The sequence below is a fragment of the Microcoleus sp. Pol12B3 genome (assembly GCF_036701355.1).
Taxonomy (GTDB): Bacteria; Cyanobacteriota; Cyanobacteriia; order Cyanobacteriales; family Microcoleaceae; genus Microcoleus.
This window is the reverse complement of record NZ_JAUBQS010000044.1, coordinates 1-19118: the sequence shown is the minus strand read 5'-3', so window position 1 is coordinate 19118 and position 19118 is coordinate 1. Positions and strand designations below refer to the sequence as shown.

Sequence of the window (19118 nt, the reverse complement as noted above, 5' to 3'; positions counted from 1 at the left end):
GTCCAACTTCTTAAATAAGTGGAGTATTTGGGTACTCTATTAGTTCGCTAGGAGTGGACTTCGTTTGACAAGCATCGGTTTCTACCGCTGGATTATCTGGTTTACCTTTTAGCCAATAGACGCTCATCTCTCCTTTTCCTTTAATCGTAATCGCACCTCTTTCCTCAAATAAATACCGCTCTTTTAACAGTTCGTAAATAGCCGTAGTAACTTGAATATATCCCGGTAATCCTTGACATTCCATCCGAGAAGCAACATTAACAGTATCTCCCCACAAGTCATAGATAAATTTTTTAGTACCAATTACGCCAGCAACTACTGGCCCTGTATGAATGCCAATCCGAATTTGAAATGGTTCGCCTCTGTCAGTTTGAAAATCAGCGATCGCTTCCTGCATATCCAAGGCCATATTCGCGATCGCTTCTGCATGATCTGCCCTCGGCACCGGCAACCCCCCCGCTACCATATAAGCATCTCCAATTGTTTTAATTTTTTCCAAACCGTGTTTTTCAGTTAGTTGGTCAAACCTGGAAAAAATTTGGTTCAATACATTTACCAATTCTAGAGGTAACATTCTAGCAGCAATAGACGTAAAATCGACAATATCGGCAAAAAGAACTGTTGCTGAATCAAACCTCTGGGCAGGAGAACCCTCGCCCTTTTTCAAATTTTCAACAATCGCTGCTGGTAAAATATTCAGCAATAAATGATCCGACTTTGTTTGAGCAAGCCGTAAAGCTAGCTCCACCCCCTGCCGCTCTTTAATTTCATTTTGCAAACGATCGACAAGTTCTTGGAATTGCTTCGTTTGCTGTTGAAGTAACTGTTGTTGAGTTTGAATAGTTAACTGATTTGCCACTCGTGCCAATACTTCTTTACCGTGAAAAGGTTTAGTAATGTAGTCAACTGCTCCCACATCAAAGGCTTTCACCTTATCTACAACGTCATCTAAGGCGCTTAAGAAAATCACGGGAATGGAACTGGTTTTTGGTGAAGCTTTCAAATTTGCACATACCTCATATCCATTCATATCTGGCATCATCACGTCCAGCAAAATTAGGGTCGGCGGAAACTCTTGCACTGTAGCGATCGCCCTTTGTCCGTTCAGCGCTTTACGAACCTGATACCCTTGTTCGGTCAAGATTGTAGATAAAAGCCGCACATTATCGGGCTTATCATCAACTACTAAAATGTTGGCTTGGATTGTAGGATATTGATGGCTGTCCATGCGATCACTCACGGTAGTTTGTCAAGATAAAAGATATTAACACTTAAGAAGTTTCCCTCAAAAACACGAAGCAGTATAAATTCCGCTTTGCTCTCCTAAAAAAAGATTGCAAGGAGACGCTATTGCGGCTTAATGTTAGGTCTTTTTTAAATGAAATAGCCTCCTAAGTTTAGATTACTTGAAAACAGGTGTTTTCACACCGTCGCAACTGCTGACTGCGCTATATCTATAATGTCGTCAAATAGGAAATCCTGCACCAAAGTAGTTAAATATTGTGCTGCAAAATCAAATTCGCTCGGCATTTCCTCAATCAACTTGAGAATTTTATCGTCGCAACATTCATGAGCAGCATGAGATATCTTTTCTACCCACTCAATAGGCATTTGACAGAGTTGTGACTCTACCGATTGATTGCTAGTCCCTCCGCTAATTTTGATTTCATTTTCTTGTGGTGGTGCATCAACAGATTCCTCATAAATGTAACGCACTCCTAAAAGTTCTTCCATTTTCGCAAATAATATCTTTGCATCGAAGGGTTTACGCATGAAATCATCGCAGCCTGCTCCTAAAATAGTTTGTCGTTCCTCTTCAAAAGCGCTAGCAGTAAGAGCAACTATTACAGTTTGTTTTCCGAGAGGATGAGCTTTAATTTTTCTGGTGGCTTCATAGCCGTCCATGACAGGCATCTGCATATCCATCCAGATCAGGTGCGGTTGCCAATCCTCCCATACAGCAATAGCTTCTTCACCATCTCTAGCTGCTCGCACGATGAGGCCTAGTGGTGACAATAATCTCTCTATGACTAGGCAGTTATCCGCGCGATCGTCTACAACCAAAATCCGGTATTCTGGTTGATTCGGTGCTAAACCAATTACTTTTTTCTGCGGTTTAAGGATTTTAATCTCGCTGGGAGTGGCAAGGCTGATGTGAATATCAAACGCAAACTTACTTCCCAACTCAGGTGTACTGCTGACAGTAATATCTCCTCCCATCATTTGTACAAATTTGCGGCTAATTGGTAAACCTAATCCAGTCCCCTGTTGAGACTTTTGACCTGTTTTTGTTTGCTCAAATGGTTCAAATAACTTATTCATTTCTTCTGCGGCAATACCAAGACCCGTATCTTCAATTTCAAACTGAAGGCGTAACAATTCCGGGTGAAGGTCATTCGCGCCTACACCATCACAGTCTGCCAAGCTTTCGGACTGATTAAAACCAGTGAACCATCCGGGTTTTCTTTGTATAGCTGTGGTTTCAACCGCTAAGCTTTCGGAATGTTCAGAACCCGCGTCGGCACGTTTTCTTTGTGTGTCCAAAAACTCTGCCGTTTTAGCCCCCAAACTTTCTTGGACTTTCTTTTTCACTCGCAAAGTAACGCTACCCCTCTCTGTAAACTTGATGGCATTTCCTACAAGATTAATCAAAATTTGCCGCAATTTACCTTCATCTCCAGTAACAAAGTGTGGTACGCCGTCACACACTTCCAAATTTAGCTGCAATTTCTTAGATTTAGCTTTTAATCGAAACATTTCTTCTAAGGTTTTTAGCAAGCGCATTAAATTAAAACTGCTTTCATTAAGCTGACTTCGGCCGGCTTCAATTTTGGACATTTCCAAAATGTCATTAATTAGGGCAAGCAAGTGTTCACCGGCACGATTAATAATTTCTAGGTGCTGCTGGTGTTGATTGTTGAGAGATGAATCGCGCACCATCACCTGACTAAATCCGAGAATGGCATTCAGAGGAGTCCGCAATTCATGGCTCATAGAAGAAAGGAATTCGCTCTTGGCGCGGTTAGCTGTATCAGCAGCTACGACAGCTTTTTGTAATGCTGTTTCTGCTAATTTACGTTCGGCAAGTTCTGTTTTGGCTTGTTCAAAAAGGGTGGATTGCTGGAGGGCAATTGCTAGCTGCACGGAAATTTGCTGCAGAGATTCTATCTCAGAAGAGGTCCAATGCCTGTAACTGCGGCAGTGATGAGCAATTAGTAGCCCCCATAGTTTTTCACCTTGCAAAATGGGAACCACGAGGTTAGCTTTAATTTCCAAATCGCTCAGTAAATTAACATGGCACTCTGAAAGACCTGACGTATAAATATTGTCGATCGCGCGCAGGTGTCCCTTCTGGTAAACAGAGACGTAGCCTTCTCGAAAACAAGGGTCATTAATGTCTATTCCCAAAATCGACATCGTACCGACAGCTACAGACTCGACGGCTATAAATCCACTCCAATCTGGATTAAAGCGGTAAATAACTGTTCTATCAGTTGACAAAAACTGCCGGATTTCTTCAACAGCCATTGTCATTACTTCTTCTAGGTTAAGAGACGAACGAATTCGCTCTTGAATGGAATTCACGAGTCGCTCCCTTTTTACTTGTTGCTGCAAAGCTGCTTCCGCCTGTTTGCGAGCAGTAATATCTACTCCATAACCCACGCACTCCACAGGTATGCCAGCAGAATTTTTGACTAACTTGATCTCATCGTAGATCCAGCGATAACTACCGTTTTTGTGCCGTTCGCGGTATTCGTAGGAAATCGATTCTTTTTCCAAAATCTGAGCGTATGCAGTAGCAACCATCTCTCGATCTTCTGGATGAACCAGGCTATGCCAATCAAGGGAACCATCAACCAATTCTCGCGCTTCGTAACCAATCATTGAAACAACATTATCGCTGACAAATGTTACATCATAATTTCCCCCTAATTTGCAGCTAAAAATCACCGCCGGAGTAGTCGCCAGCAAATATTGCAAGCGTTCGGTGACAGAACGCAAGTTTAACTCGGCTTGCTTGCGATCGCGAGCTTCCATTGCTAAAGCTGCGATCTGCGCCACATAGCTAGCGAAGCTTTGTTCGTCGAGCGTCCAATTCCTGGTCGTTCCCTGATGTTCTAAACAAATTACACCCGCAATTTGCCCTTTATGGGTAATAGGGACATCTAGCATCGACGAGATGTTTAAAGGCATCAAATAAGATTCGCTAAATTCTAGGGTGCGCGGATCGGTTTTGGCATCAACCGCTGCGATCACCTGTTCTTTATTCAAAGCTTGGAAATAGCTAGGATAGTCAGCAACTTTCATTTCTGCACCCGCGCTGTGTTTATTGGGCGTCAGTTCGTAAATATCCGCACAGCACATTGCGGCTCTATCTTCCTGATAAAACCAAATACTTGCCCGCTCAACATTCAGAGTACGGGTTGCCATTTGCGTAATCTCTCTCAAAGCCTCGCCAATATTTCCCTCGTATATACTAGAATTTTTTGCTAATTCTAGCAAACCATTTTGTTGTTCAGTTAACCTAGTTTCTCGTTCGCGCAAAGCAGATTCAGCGGCTATTCTTTCTCTTATTTCTGCTTCTAAATAACCATTGATTTCTGTCAACTGTACGGTACGCTCTTGGACTTTAATTTCTAAATCATCATAAGCGTGGCGCAGCGCTAATTCAGCATCTTCACGCACCCCAATCTCTGTCTGCAACTTGCGATTTATGGTCTCTAATTCTTGGGGTGTTTTTAAAGACAAAAACTGGGGCAATAGTGTTACCATCGAGGCGGCGGTGAAGCAGGAAACCAGTGCAGTAATTCCTTTTTCAATCCCCGACAGCCAATAAGCGGAATGCCACAACGTCCAAATGTCTAGCAAGTGGCCCGTGCCGCACAGAATAATAAATGCACCAAATAAAGCAAATATTCTTAAAAAAGGAACATCGCGCCGCTTGAAAATAAAATAAATTAGCATCGCCGGAATTGAATAGTAGGCGATCGCGATTAAAAAGTCCCCAGTTACGTGCAGCCAGACTAAAGGCGTTTGCCAAAGATAGCAATGACCGTGAGGCATATACTGAGTTGGGGAAAAGATATTTTTGAGTGCTTCCCACATAATACTTGTTATTGGTAGATAATATGGATTTGATGATGCCTAAGTTAGGCCAAAAATAAAAGAAACCGAAAATTGTAGCTGGATTCAGCATTATTTATTAACGCCTCAACCCAGCTTGTTCATAACAGCTTGCTTCTGCACTAGTTGGCGCTCGCTAAATTGCGATCGCAAAGGAATTTCAATGATAAACTCAGTACCTCTCCCAACCTCGGAAGTGCAGCGCAAATAACCTTCATGGGCTTGAATAATCTGATAAGAAATCGCCAAACCCAGCCCGGTACCAGCACCGATAGGTTTTGTTGTATAAAATGGATCGTAAATTTTAGCGATCGCATCATAATCTATGCCAGTGCCATTATCAGCAATGTGAATCTGCACCCACTTGCCATCAACTAAAAGAGTGCGGATGCGAATTTTTAGCAGTGGGCAAGAAATGTTTTGTAAGTGGTCACAGCAATTATTTTCCCAATAGCCGTTAGTCGCATATCCCTGGTGTACAATCTGTTCTAAAGCATCAATAGCATTAGAACAAATATTCATAAATACTTGGTTAAGCTGCCCCGCGTAGCATTCTAATAGTGGCAAATCTCCATACTCTTTAATCACTTGGATAGGAGGACGGTTTGGTTGTTCTTTCAAGCGGTGCTGCAAAATCATTAAAGTGCTATCGAGACCTTCATGGATATTTACCTTTTTCATGTCAGCTTCGTCTAATCGGGAGAAAGTCCGTAAAGATTTAACAATCTCCCTAATTCGCTCTGCTCCAATTTTGAGCGAACCAAAAAGTTTTTGCAAGTCTTTTAAAATAAAATCGAGTTCGATAGTGTGAATCTTGTCGGCAATTTCCGGCGCAGGAGTGGGGTAATAAATTTGATAAGCTTTAATCAATGCCACAAGCTCTTTAATGTATTCCTCCGCAGGAATCAGATTGCCATAAATGAAGTTAACAGGGTTATTGATTTCGTGAGCAATGCCAGCTACCATTTGACCCAAAGAGGACATTTTTTCAGTTTGCACGAGTTGAGCTTGAGCGCCTTTAAGTTGTTGCAGAGCGTTCTCTAAGTGCTGAGTTTGTTCTAGCAGTTTAGCTTCCGAGTGCCGCAATAAATTTTCCGCCAAAGAGCGATCGCGATTTTCCTGTAGCAAAAGTTCATTGGTGGATTCTAAAGCGATCGTCCTCTCCATCACCCGTTTTTCCAATTCTAGCATTAATTCCGAGAGTGCTTCTTGAGCTTGTTTGCGCTCACCAATTTCTTTTTGTAAAGCCAAATTTGCCACCGCTAATTGATCGGGACTGGGGATAGCCAAGATTTTTGGGATTAGTTCGACTAGCACTGCAGCTGTAGATAGCGAAATCAGCGCTGTAATCCCTTTAAGAAAACCAGAGAACCAATAATTAGGATGCCACAGCGTCCATATTTCCATAATATGGGTAATCCCGCAGCAGATTATAAAAGAGCCAAACAGCAGAAAAACCCAGTCAAAAGGCAAGTCTTGCCGCTTTTTGACAATATAAATCAGCGTGATCGGTATCAAAAAATAAGCGACGGCTATCAAACCATCGGACAAAACGTGTAGCCCAACTAATTCCGGTTTCCACAAGTAGCAATGACCGTGAGGAATAAAATAATTTGAAAACATTTCATCAACCATTTGCATCAAATTAACTCGGTTATTTGCTAATCTTTTTTAAAGCTGGTTACAGGATAATTTTAAAAACGGCTGGCACAAAAATAAGAATTAGAGTTTCGGAATTAACACTTGTGATGAGTAGATGCAGCAAGATGAAACTACTGTTAATCAAATTAACATCAATCGACTCAGCTTTAGCAAAGTCAACTGTCACATTATTAATTCTGCCTTCACTACCAACTGTGACACCGGCATGACATTTTCGCCAGCTAGCGAGAAAAACTGAGCGCAAATCCCTTTCCAGTAGGAGCGCCAGCGCCCATTGAAATTAGGTTATAGCACTCAGCGATCGGTCACGCAACGGGGTAATCACCTGATTTAACGGATTTCACGGATTTAACTTAATGAAGAGAACCTTTATCAAAAACCTGTAGAGGTGGGTTTACTCTTGTACCCTTGAAGAGTGCAGGCAGGTTAAATACACCCGCCCCCTCCCCGCGAGGGAATTCTTTATTGATAGTGATACTCTTCGGGGGAGATTTAACCGATTTGACCAATTACCCCATGAACAATGTCGCTACAGGATCGTGTCCCAATCCAATAGGCGATCGCTCGGAGCTTTACACTCAATCATAAGTGATAATATCAACGATACACTTATATGGTTATTGCCAGTTATGACGATAGATGAGGTACTACAGCTAACTCGTGTGCGATTACAAAAAGATTTATATCCCGTACAAGAAATCATACTCCGCCAAGTTTGGGAAGGAAAGACTTATACAAGTATCGCATCTGCCTCTCATTACGGAGAGCATTACCTGAGAAACATCGCCTCATCCTTGTGGCAATCTCTCTCTCAAATCTTGCAGACATCTATTAGCAAATCAAATTTTCGCTCTTGTGTAGAATCACGTTCCCTGACTACAGAGGAACGAGAATTAATTGAAGCATTCACCCGCAGCAAATGCCTAGCAACACCTTTAGAATTTCCCGGCTCTCCCGTGCCCCTAGATTCGCCATTTTATATCCCTCATCCGCTAATTGAAGAACTCGCCTATCGAGAGATTACCAAACCAGGAAGTGTGCTGCGGATTAAAGCTCCCAGGAAGATGGGAAAAAGTTCCCTTCTGCTACGGATTTTAGATCGCGCGACTTCTCTTGACTATCGAACTGTAAGTTTAGATTTTCAGCAAGCCGAGGAAGCTGTCTTAGCCAATCTCGATAAATTTTTACGCTGGTTTTGTGCCAACATCAGCCGTCACCTAGAATTACCACCTCTATTAGATGATTATTGGGATGAAGACATGGGTAGCAAAGTAAGCTGCACCATTTATTTGCAACAATATATTTTAGCAGAAATGAGTACCCCTCTTGTGTTAGCTTTAAATGAAGTAAATATAATTTTTGAGTATCCAAAAATTGCCCGAGAATTTTTGCCGCTGCTGCGAAGCTGGCATGAAGAAGCAAAGCGGATTGAAACTTTGGGAAAACTGCGGTTAATCGTTTTTCACTCCACAGAAATTTATATTCCTTTAAAGCTCACTGAATCGCCTTTTAATGTCGGTTTACCGCTGCAATTGCCCTATTTTACAGAAGAGCAGATACTTGCTTTAGCCCAGCGTCACGGACTAGATTGGACAGAGGGTTCCGATGCCGATCGACTCATGGCAATGGTGGGGGGACATCCTTATCTGGTGCGGCTAGCTCTTTACCACCTCTGTCAAAACAATGTAACCCTAGATCAGCTACTACAAGAAGCTCCCACAATAGCAGGAATTTATAAAGATTACTTGCGGAGTTTTTGGGCAACATTGCAAGAGTATCCCGAACTTGGGGTTGCACTTAAACAAGTGGTAAAATCAGAACACGGAGTGGAATTAGATCCGATAGTGGCTTCTAAATTATTTAGTATGGGGCTGATTTATATCGATAACAACCGCTGTACGCTAAGCTGCGAGTTGTACCGCCTCTATTTTGGTTCGCACAACTTTATTTAGTTATTGCCCCACCTGAAAAATTTGTTCTGCCGTTAAGTTTAAATCCGGGAAAGCAAGCGATCGCACCACATCATCACCTCTAAACTGATTAACTATATACTCACCGTCAACCAATTGGTTTACGTAAATAGTTGGTTGCTTGGGGTTGCCAATATATCTTCTGCCACCTAAACCTAAATAATCGACAATCCAGTATTCATGAATTGCCAATTTTTCATATTCTGCTAAATTTATTAAGTAGTCATTTGGCCAATTCGTACTCACGATTTCGATGACTAAACGGATATTTTCACCTCTGGTAATAGTCGAGCGCTTTTTCCACATTGGTTCCGTTTCAATTTGTTGCCAATCTAATACCATCACATCTGGGCTGTAGCCAGACTTATCAGAATCAATAGCCTTAATAATTCCTTGTCGGGGAATGAAATAGGGCAAAGTCAAACGTTTAATTTCTACTCCCACTTCAATGGCAAGTAAGCCCCCTACTTTTTCGTGAGTTCCAGTTGCTTGGATTTCTATAACAGTTTCATCCTATCCTGTAGTTCAAAGCGACCTTCACCCTCTGGATACCAGTCCAGAAACTCGTCTAGGGTCATTTGTTTAGATTGGGTCGGTTGTTCTTGAACGAGCATATTGATTCTCCTTGTTTGCTGTTAATTTCAATGTTAATATAAATTAAAAAGATTAGGCGATTTATATTGTAAAATAACTTCCACTCGTTACTTGGTCAATATTATTTTTAAATAAAATACTCTAAAAACGTAACTTTTAAGGAGGGATTATAATTAAGTAGGGAGGGTGACAAACATTAAGGATCGGACTACCTCTTTTTATAAACTTTCACCTTTCAACCCACCCATCAACCGCATGACCCAAGTAACATACCAAATTGGTGGCAGTCTCGCCAGTGATGCGCCTACATACGTAGTGCCACAAGCCGATTCCGAACTTTATGAAGCCTTAAAACTCGGCGAGTTTTGCTACGTCCTCAACTCCCGACAAATGGGCAAATCTTCCCTTCTCGTTCGCACCTTCCATAGATTGCAAGCAGAGGGATTTCAATGCAGTACGATCGACATGACCCCTATGGGCAGCGAAAACATTACTCCCTTACAGTGGTATAAAGGAATCGTTGGGGATTTAAAGCGTGGCTTTTATCTTTTAGGGTAATTTAACTTGAAAACCTAGTGGGAAGAACAAGAAGAAGTTTCTCTCCCGCAAAGATTGAGTCAATTTATTGAAGACATATTATCAGCGAGATTTCCGGAGGAGCGAATTTTTATATTTGTCGATGAAATTGATAGTATTTTAAGTTTATATTTTCCAGTTGATGACTTTTTTGCCTTGATTTGTTATTGTTACAACCAACGCGCCATTAATCCAGAATACAATCGAAATACCTTCGCGATTTTCGGGGTAGCTACGCCCCGCGATTTAATAGTAGATAAAAATCGCACTCCTTCAGTCTATGGCTTAACCGCCAAGGCGGTTGCTATAAAAAAGCCGCAGGTAAATGCAGATGAAAAGTTCATAATCTGCGTTGAACTGCGGTTTCACAACAAAAAGGAGCTTAGTAAAAAAAATTTAGGAGATTTTGGTCCGCTTGCGCTTAGCCGCCAACAAACCACTCGCGCCAAGAGCAAGTCCTAACATCGTGGTGGGTTCTGGTACTGGTTGGACTGTGAGTTCGTAGTTGCCGTTGTGAGAAATTCCGTCGTCTGCTGCTGTAAGTCCCGACCCAGTGGCGTTAAAGCTGTACTTGTATTGAGTCACGCCGCCGTAGGTCACTTTGATAACTTCGCTCGCTTGTAGCGGTTTGGTGCCCAATATCCCCACGACACTAGACGGTAGGGATTTTAGTAATAGTGTTTTTGCATCGAAGTGACCGGCTAAGCCAATCTTAATATCACTGGTAGCGGTGTCCTGATTCACATAAGAAACGTTGGAGTCACTGAATCGTTGGAAGACGCCTGCATTTAAACCGGTATTGTAGATGGTTGAACCGAATAGACTAATCACGCTGCTGAACCCGTTAGCAGCAAAGACATCCTTAAACCATCTGTTAGCGAGGTTATCTGCCCCATAACTGGTGTCATAGGTACCTTTTTTGGTTGTAAACCAGTCTGCTCCATTCAGGCTGCTGAGGATAAGATTCATGCCGAAGAGGGAGCCGGTCAAGCTCGTAATGGGAGCTGTCTTGAAATTGGTAAGACCGACAGAAGAAAAGGGAGTCGTGTACAAGCTCGTTTCGCTATTGGCAAACAGTTCGACGTTCCCACCAGGGCTCGCCGCGGAACCTTCTAATACAGTGGATAAAGAGGCTGAGTCGTCGCGAACCGTTTGATTACCAACTTGTTTGTAGAGCAAGTAGTCAGTGCCGGCTGTTCCAGAGACAGTAGGGTTTGTTAAAGAGGCAGCAAAAGATGAGGCCGCTGTGATTGCGCTCATGCTAGCCACTAATGAAGTGCTCATTAAAAATTTCCACGCTGCCTTTGCCATAATAATACCTCCGAGGGATGACTGTTTGTCTGTTATATTTGTAACTCTCTTTTGGGTGTAATTATGTAAAGGTTGGGCTAATTTTTGGTGGGGAAAATGTAAAGATTAGGTAAATCTAGGACTTAAGGATTGACAAAAAACATTATCTATGCGTTCTACATCGTGCCATCACTGCTAAGGTTCGCAAAAATATACTCACGGACAACTAAAGTGAACAGATTTCTTTGGACTTCATACCAATTGCTAATTATCTTTTTAGAGCGCATCAACTCCAATTTGATAAAGGCGTGAAGTGAGGAAAATATGTGAGTCTCGATCGCGAAGGTGTCTCTCACAATGAACCGACAAATTGCACATACTTGTTTGAGGGCTATATGAAAGTTTCAATGCCCCAATGAACATCGTGAATGGTGATTAATTCACTTCGACTTGTCTCTTTTCTCTTTAAGCTTGGACGGCTAGGGCAGATATAAAATATAATTTAAAATATAATTTCTCTAGTCTTATTTTTTAAAGTCTTTCCTAAACAACTTTATAAATTAAAATTATTTTAGGCGAGTCATTGATCGTTCAGATTCAATTTCCAAAGTGCTTATATGGTAATATTTTCCGGCTCATTTTACACGATAACAATTAAATATCAACTATGAAAGATTACTCTTACCAAATTGGTGGCAGTCTCACAACTGATGCGCCTACCTATGTCCAACGACAAGCAGATATCGAACTTTATGATGCCTTAAAACTCGGCGAGTTTTGCTACGTTCTCAATTCCCGGCAAATGGGCAAATCTTCCCTTCTCGTTCGCACCCTGCACCGACTGCAAGCCGAAGGGTTTCAGTGCAGTACGATCGACATGACCCGCATCGGCAGCGAAAACATTACTCCCTTACAGTGGTACAAAGGAATTGTTGGGGATTTGTGGCGCAGTTTCCATCTTGTAGGAAAAGTCAATTTAAAAACCTGGTGGCAAGAACAAGAAGAAGTTTCTCTCCTGCAAAGATTGAGTCAATTTATTGAAGAGGTATTATTAGCAAGATTTCCTAACGAGCGAATTTTTATATTTGTCGATGAGATTGATAGTATTTTAAGCTTAGATTTTCCCGTCGATGACTTTTTCGCCTTGATTCGTTATTGTTACAACCAACGAGCCATTAATCCAGAATACAACCGAATTACTTTCGCGATTTTCGGAGTAGCTGCACCCAGCGATTTAATCGCCGATAAAAATCGGACACCTTTTAATATCGGACAAGCAGTAGATTTGCCCGGTTTTTCCTTGGAAGAAGCCTCTCCTTTAACTCAAGGGTTAGAGAGTGTAGTTAGTAATGCCGAGGCAATTATTAAATCAATATTAGCTTGGACTTCTGGGCAACCATTTTTGAGCCAAAAGCTGTGTCAATTGATAGTAATAGCGACGCGAGAATCTCACACTGACGTGCTGATGATTCCACCTGGAACAGAAGGATTTTTTGTGGAATCGGTCGTGCGATCGCGCATCATCGAGAATTGGGAATCTCAAGACGAACCGGAGCATTTAAAGACGATACGCGATCGCATCCTGAGAAATGAGCAACGTGCTGGCAGACTACTAGGCATCTATCAAAAAATCTTACAAGGAGTGGAAGTACCCACGGATGACTCGCGAGAACAGGTAGAACTATTGCTGTCTGGTTTGGTAGTAAAATATCAGGGGTTTTTACAGGTAAGAAACCAGATTTATCAAGAAGTATTTAACAAAAAATGGGTAGAAAAACATCTCGCTTCCTTGCGTCCATACTCTCAAGCCTTTGATGCTTGGATAACGTCCAAGCAGACCGATAAATCCCGACTGTTGCGCGGACAGGCATTGAAAAATGCTCAAGCTTGGGCCCAGGGTAAAAGTTTGAGTGACTTAGATTATCAGTTTTTAGGCGCTTCTGAAGAATTAGACCGAAGAGAAATGCAGGTAGGATTGGAAGCAGAACGGGCTAAAGAAATTGAAGCCAGACTAACAGAAGAACAAAAAAGATTAGCTGTAGAGAAAAAAAGTTCTAGGCGGCAAAGGTTTTTGCTTTTTGTAGTAACTATAGCATTAATTATCGCCTGTGCATTGGGGCTAGCGGTGTATTTTCAGTATCGGCAAACTGCTGTCAGCGAAATCAAAGCGATCGCCAAATCTTCCGAAGCACTATTCGCCTCAAATCAAAAATTAGACGCATTCATAGAGGCAATCAGAGGAAAGCGACAACTACAAAAGTTAGGTGGTGTAGACCCAGAACTCGAACGCTCAGTTAAAGAAGCTCTCCATCAAGCTGTTTATGGAGCAGTTGACTATAATCATTTATCGGGGCATGACAATGTGGTTAATGATGTAACTTTCAGCCCTGATGGGGAACTCATCGCCTCAGCTTCTGCCGATAAAACGATCGATCTTTGGGAAAAAGACGGTACAAAACTAGGAATACTTCAAGGACACAACAATGCAGTTTGGGGAGTTGTATTTAACCCCAGAGGGGAGCTAATTGCTTCGGGTTCTGGGGATAAAACAGTCAAACTTTGGCGCAAAAACAGTACAAAATCACAAATGGGAAAGCCGAGTTATACCTTGTGGCAGACCTTAAAAGGACATATCGATAACGTTACACAAGTCGCGATCGCTCCTAACAATCAGATTATTGCTTCGGCTTCTAAAGATAAAACAATTAAACTCTGGAGTACAGACGGTCAACTGCTGAGAACTCTCACCGGACATACAGATGAAGTTGACAGCGTTGCCTTGAGTCCAGACAGTCAAATTATTGCATCTGCTTCTAAAGATCAAACTATCAAACTCTGGAATGCAGACGGCAAACTGCTGAGAACTCTCACCGGACATACAGATAGAGTCAAGAATGTTGCCTTTAGCCCTCAAGGAAATCTCATCGCCTCGGCGAGTTGGGATAAAACGGTCAAACTTTGGCACCTGGATGGAACTTTAGTCCAAACCCTAACTGGACACAGCGATGCCGTGACCAAAATCGCTTTTAACCCTCAAAGTGCTTTGCTTGCCTCGGCAAGTCTAGACAGAACAGTCAAATTGTGGCAGCTTGACGGCACTCTGCTAAAAACCCTGCTAGTCGCTAAGGATGTCGTCTCTGGATTGGCTTGGAGTCCTGACGGGCAAATCTTCGCCTCATCCAGTTGGGATGGCCCGATCGCACTCTGGAAGCTTGATGACAGTTTGCTTAAGACTCTTAACGGACATCAAGCATCAATTTACACCATAAAATTTAGTCCTGATGGTAAGACAATTGCCACCGCCAGTCGTGACAATACCGTTAAACTTTGGCAGCTTGATGGTAGCTTAATTCGCACTTTCCCCAAACAAGCTGATAAAGTTTTCGGAGTAGATTTCAGCCCAAAGGGAGACTCGATTGCTACAGGCGGTTATGACAGCACTGTTCGATTGTGGCGACTAGATGGAACCTTAATCAAGACTTTTACTGGACATCAAGGTAGAGTTTTCGCGGTGGATTTCCACCCAGACGGACAGTCACTCGCTTCGGCGGGTGAGGACAAAACGGTTAAAGTCTGGAGGATTGACGGCACCCAATTGGCAACTCTCAAAGGGCATACCGATCACATTAATGGAGTTGCCTTTAGTCCAGATGGAAAGCTCATTGCCTCTGGTAGTGTGGACGGCACTGTCAAACTTTGGCAGTGGGATAATGCGATCGCCTCTGGAAAGCCCAGCTACAAGCTTCTACACACTTTAACAAGCCATCGCCGTCAGGTAGCTGGAGTGGCATTTAGCCCTGACGGCAAGACTCTCGCTTCAGCGGGTATGGATAGCATGGTGAGACTTTGGCGGTTGGATGGTACAGAAATCAGAGCCTTAAAGGGACACAAAAATGGGGTATTCGGAGTGGCATTTAGCCCCGATGGCAAGACTCTCGCCTCAGCAAGTTTTGACGGCACTGTCAAACTTTGGAGGTACGATGGTCAAGAGCTTGAAACTTTAAAGGGACATAGCGATGGGGTGTTCGGAGTGGCATTTAGCCCTGATGGGAAGTTAGTCGCCTCAGCCAGTCAGGATACCACAGGAATTGTCTGGAATTTAGAGCGAATTTTCCAGCTCGATTTTCTCCAGTATGGATGCGATTGGGTCGGAAATTATTTGCGAACAAATGCTGATGTGAAGGGGGAGGACAGACATTTGTGCGATGCAGTGGGCGATCGCTAAACTATCCGAAACAATTAATTATCAATTATGAAAGATTACTCTTACCAAATTGGTGGCAGTCTCACAACTGATGCGCCTACCTATGTCGAACGACAAGCAGATATCCAACTTTATCAAGCCTTAAAACGAGGGGAGTTTTGCTACATTCTCAATTCGCGGCAAATGGGCAAATCTTCCCTTCTCGTTCGCACCTTCCATCGATTGCAAGCCGAAGTATTTCAATGCAGCACGATCGACATGACCCGTATCGGTAGCGAAAACATTACTCCTTTACAGTGGTATAAAGGAATCGTTGGGGATTTATGGCGCAGTTTCAATCTTGTAGGAAAAGTTAATTTAAAAACCTGGTGGCAAGAACAAGAAGAAGTTTCTTTATTGCAAAGATTGAGTCAATTTATTGAAGAAATTTTATTAGCAAGCTGCCCTAACGAGCGAATTTTTATATTTGTCGATGAAATTGATAGTATTTTAAGTTTAGATTTTCCCGTCGATGATTTTTTCGCCTTGATTCGTTATTGTTACAACCAACGAGCCATTAATCCAGAATACAATCGGATTACCTTCGCAATTTTCGGAGTAGCTACGCCCAGTGATTTAATCGCCGATAAAAATCGGACACCTTTTAATATCGGAGTGGCGATCGATTTGTCAGGATTTAGCTTAGAAGAAGCGCAACCATTAGCGAAAGGGCTAGAAAATGTCATAGCCAATCCGCAAGCAGTTCTTAAAGAAATCTTAGATTGGACGGGAGGACAGCCCTTTTTAACGCAAAAAATATGTGAATTAGCAGTAAAAATGGCGCGGGAAGCCCACACGGGTGATTTAAAAATTCCACCGGGAACAGAGGGATTTTTTGTGGAAGCGTTGGTGAGAAAAAACATCATCCAGAATTGGCAATCGCAAGATGAACCCGAGCATTTAAAGACAATCCGCGATCGTCTCATTCGCAACGAGCAACGCACGGGACGTAGCTTAGGCATCTATCAGCAGCTCTTACAAGGAAGTGAAATTGAAGCGGATGATAGTCGAGAGCAGACCGAACTGGTGCTATCGGGTTTGGTAGTAAAACAACAAGGTTTGTTGAAGGTAAGAAACCCGATTTATCAAGAAGTCTTTAACTTGGAATGGGTAGAAAAACAGTTAGGGCAACTGCGCCCTTACTCCCAAGCTTTCAATGCTTGGATCGCTTCAAAACAACAGGATGAATCGCGACTGTTGCGCGGACAAGCGCTAAAAGACGCTTCCTACTGGGCGCAGGGAAAAAGTTTGAGCGATTTGGACTATCAATTTTTAGCAGCTTCTGGTGAATTAGACAAGTTGGAAATGCAGCAAGCACTGGAAGCAGAACGAGTAAAAGAAGTCGAAGCACGACTGGTAGAAGAACGCAAGCGCGTAGCTTATGAAAGAAAGACAGCACAGCGACAGCGCAAGTTTATTGCAGCGTTGAGTGGGTTGCTGATAGTTGCGATCGCATCCGCCATTTTCGCCCTCGGGCAATATTACCGCGCCGCCAAAAGCGAAATACAAGCCCTCAGCATCTCCTCCACAGGGCAATTCGCCTCCCAACAGCGATTAGACGCCCTCGTCACTGCCATCAAAGCCAGACGCAGGCTCGATCGCCTCCCTAATTCCAACCCCCAGTTGCGATCGCAAGTTCGACAAGTGCTGCAACAGGCCATCTACGGAACGGCAGAATTCAATCGCCTGACGGGGCATTCCAGCGTGGTTCTGGGCCTTGATATCAGCCCAGACGCCCAACTCATCGCCACCGGCGGCGGCGACCGAACAGTCAAGCTGTGGCAGCGGGACGGTGCGCTGCTCCACAACCTGCAACACCAGGCTGCTGTCTTCGGGCTCAAATTCAGTCCCGACAGCCAGCGCCTGGTCACATCCAGTCTCAACGGCAGCATTTATCTGTGGGATCGAGACGGCAAGCTCCTCAAAACCTTTCAGGGACACAGCGCTGCAATATGGGACATTGCCGTCAGTCCGGGCGGCGATCGCATTGCCACTGGCAGCGAAGACAGCACGATTCGCCTGTGGGACTTTAATGGCAAACTGATCGAGACACTAAGCGGACATCAAGGTGGGGTTTGGGGTCTTGCCTTCAGTTCGGATGGAAACCTGCTCGCCTCTAGTAGCACCGACGGTACGGTCAAGGTCTGGACCAAGGACGGCAAAGGAGTGAGAACTCTGGAAGGGCACCCGGCTGCCGTTTGGGACGTTAAGTTCGCCTTCCTCGCAGACAGTGACGGCACAAAACGTCTCGCTATTCTCTCTGCCAGCGCTGACAACACGGTTAAAATCTGGCAGCCCGACGGAACGCTGCTCTCCACTCTCAGGGGTCACAGTTCGGAAGTGTTGGAAATTGCCGTCAGCGATTCAGGCGATGTCATTGCTTCCGCCAGCGCAGACGGAACCATCAACCTCTGGAAGCCGGACGGGACGCTGTTGAAAGTCCTCAAAGGGCATCAATCTGGAATCCGCGGCGTTACCTTTATTCCCAACACTCAAATCGCTGTCTCCGCCAGCGACGACAATACCGTCCGGCTATGGAACCCGACAAACCCTTTCTCGAAAGTCCTGTACGGACATAGCGGCATCATTTGGGATGTAGACTTCAGCCAGGACGGTCAGATGTTAGCTTCGGCTAGTTCGGATGGCAGCTTCAAAGTGTGGGCAAAAGACGGTACGTTGCTGAAGTCTTTGGCGGGATACAAGGCTCCCGTTTACTCGGTTGCTTTCGTCTCTCCTGCTAGCTTTGCCAAAGAAGATATCTCGCCTGTACTCGCTTTTGCTGGTACAGATAAAACGATTAAACTCTGGCAGTTCGACGGGACGCTGCTGAAAACCATAACAGGACATGGGGCGAGCGTTTGGGATGTCTCCGTCAGTCCAGACGGTCAGTTCTTCGCTTCTGCCAGCGACGACAAAACCGTCAAACTGTGGAAGCCAGACGGCACTTTGCTGAAAACGTTCACAGGACATCAGGCTAGGGTTTACGATGTGGACTTTACCCCCGACGGAAACAGGCTGGTTTCTGTCAGTGCAGATGGCACAGTTCGGTTGTGGAGTATGGACGGTCGCTTGAACAAGACTTTGAAAGGTCATCGCAGTGGAATTTGGGAAGTGGCTGTCAGTCCAGACGGTCGGACTTTGGCAAGTGCGAGCATGGATGACACGATTAAACTTTGGACGATCGATGGCACGTTGCTGAAAACTATCAAGGGAAATACTAGAGGCATGATGGCGGTTGATTTAAGTCCAGACGGTCAAATGCTGGTGGCGGGAGGCGCATCTGGCGCTGTCAAACTCTGGAAAATTGACGGCACGGAAATAACGACGCTAACCCGACATGAGGGGAATGTTTGGGCGGTGGCGTTTAGTCCCGATGGCAAACAAATTGCTTCTGTTGGGGACGATCGCACGGTGATTTTATGGGATCTAGAGCGCATTCTCAAACTCGATGAACTGGGTTATGCGTGCGATCGCGTGGGAGATTATCTGCGAACAAATGGTGATGTGAAGGAGGAGGACAGACATTTGTGCGATCGGGTGGGCGATCGCTAAATTATCCCAAACAATTAACTATCAATTATGAAACCCACATTCCGCAGATATTTAAGCAGAGAGAAAGGAAGATAGATTCGGCAACACAAAACCCCCAAACGATTGCT

At 43.9% G+C, this 19118-nt stretch carries 9 protein-coding genes and 2 pseudogenes; 5 read left to right on the top strand and 6 right to left on the bottom strand.

Going from position 1 to position 19118, the window contains the following annotated elements; genetic code table 11:
* Positions 1-10: 10 nt before the first annotated feature.
* The 3 genes from QUA53_RS20315 to QUA53_RS20305 form a co-directional block, all read right to left on the bottom strand.
* The gene (locus tag QUA53_RS20315; RefSeq protein ID WP_333099488.1) at positions 11-1228 is read right to left on the bottom strand and encodes an adenylate/guanylate cyclase domain-containing protein; all 1218 of its coding nucleotides are present in this window, start codon (positions 1226-1228) and stop codon (positions 11-13) included.
* 194 nt (positions 1229-1422) lie between these two features.
* Positions 1423-5106: a GAF domain-containing protein gene (locus tag QUA53_RS20310; RefSeq protein WP_333099460.1), complete on the bottom strand. Its 3684-nt coding sequence runs from the start codon at positions 5104-5106 to the stop codon at positions 1423-1425.
* Positions 5107-5211: 105 nt separating this feature from the next.
* Positions 5212-6765: an ATP-binding protein gene (locus QUA53_RS20305; RefSeq protein ID WP_333099458.1), complete on the bottom strand. Its 1554-nt coding sequence runs from the start codon at positions 6763-6765 to the stop codon at positions 5212-5214.
* Between the two features lie 115 nt (positions 6766-6880).
* On the opposite strand from QUA53_RS20305, the gene QUA53_RS20300 reads away from it, so the two are divergent.
* Both QUA53_RS20300 and QUA53_RS20295 read left to right on the top strand, forming a co-directional pair.
* Positions 6881-7024 carry a hypothetical protein gene (locus tag QUA53_RS20300; RefSeq protein ID WP_333249043.1) on the top strand — a complete coding sequence of 48 codons (144 nt, stop codon included), beginning with the start codon at positions 6881-6883 and terminating at the stop codon, positions 7022-7024.
* A gap of 391 nt (positions 7025-7415) precedes the next feature.
* Positions 7416-8738 (top strand): AAA-like domain-containing protein, encoded by a 1323-nt coding sequence (locus tag QUA53_RS20295; RefSeq protein ID WP_333099457.1) that lies wholly within the window; start codon positions 7416-7418, stop codon positions 8736-8738.
* Here the strand turns inward: QUA53_RS20295 and QUA53_RS20290 are convergent, their stop codons facing one another.
* A complete protein-coding gene (locus tag QUA53_RS20290; protein WP_445304970.1) occupies positions 8739-9200 on the bottom strand; it encodes a Uma2 family endonuclease in 462 nt (153 codons plus the stop codon). It abuts the gene before it with no gap.
* Positions 9201-9605: 405 nt separating this feature from the next.
* Between QUA53_RS20290 and QUA53_RS20285 the strand changes: the two are divergent.
* A pseudogene (locus QUA53_RS20285) lies at positions 9606-10199 on the top strand (AAA-like domain-containing protein); the annotation flags it as partial.
* A 123-nt stretch (positions 10200-10322) separates the two neighbouring features.
* On the opposite strand, the gene QUA53_RS20280 reads toward QUA53_RS20285, so the two are convergent.
* Positions 10323-11237 (bottom strand): NF038130 family PEP-CTERM protein, encoded by a 915-nt coding sequence (locus tag QUA53_RS20280; RefSeq protein ID WP_333099456.1) that lies wholly within the window; start codon positions 11235-11237, stop codon positions 10323-10325.
* A 155-nt stretch (positions 11238-11392) separates the two neighbouring features.
* Positions 11393-11676, bottom strand: a pseudogene (locus QUA53_RS29295) (hypothetical protein); the annotation flags it as partial.
* Positions 11677-11883: 207 nt separating this feature from the next.
* Here QUA53_RS29295 and QUA53_RS20275 point away from each other — a divergent pair.
* Positions 11884-15441, top strand: a complete 3558-nt coding sequence (locus QUA53_RS20275) for a WD40 domain-containing protein (protein WP_333099455.1) — start codon at positions 11884-11886, stop codon at positions 15439-15441.
* A 27-nt stretch (positions 15442-15468) separates the two neighbouring features.
* On the top strand, positions 15469-19011 hold the full coding sequence (locus QUA53_RS20270; protein ID WP_333099454.1) for an AAA-like domain-containing protein: 3543 nt from the start codon (positions 15469-15471) through the stop codon (positions 19009-19011).
* Positions 19012-19118: the final 107 nt, after the last annotated feature.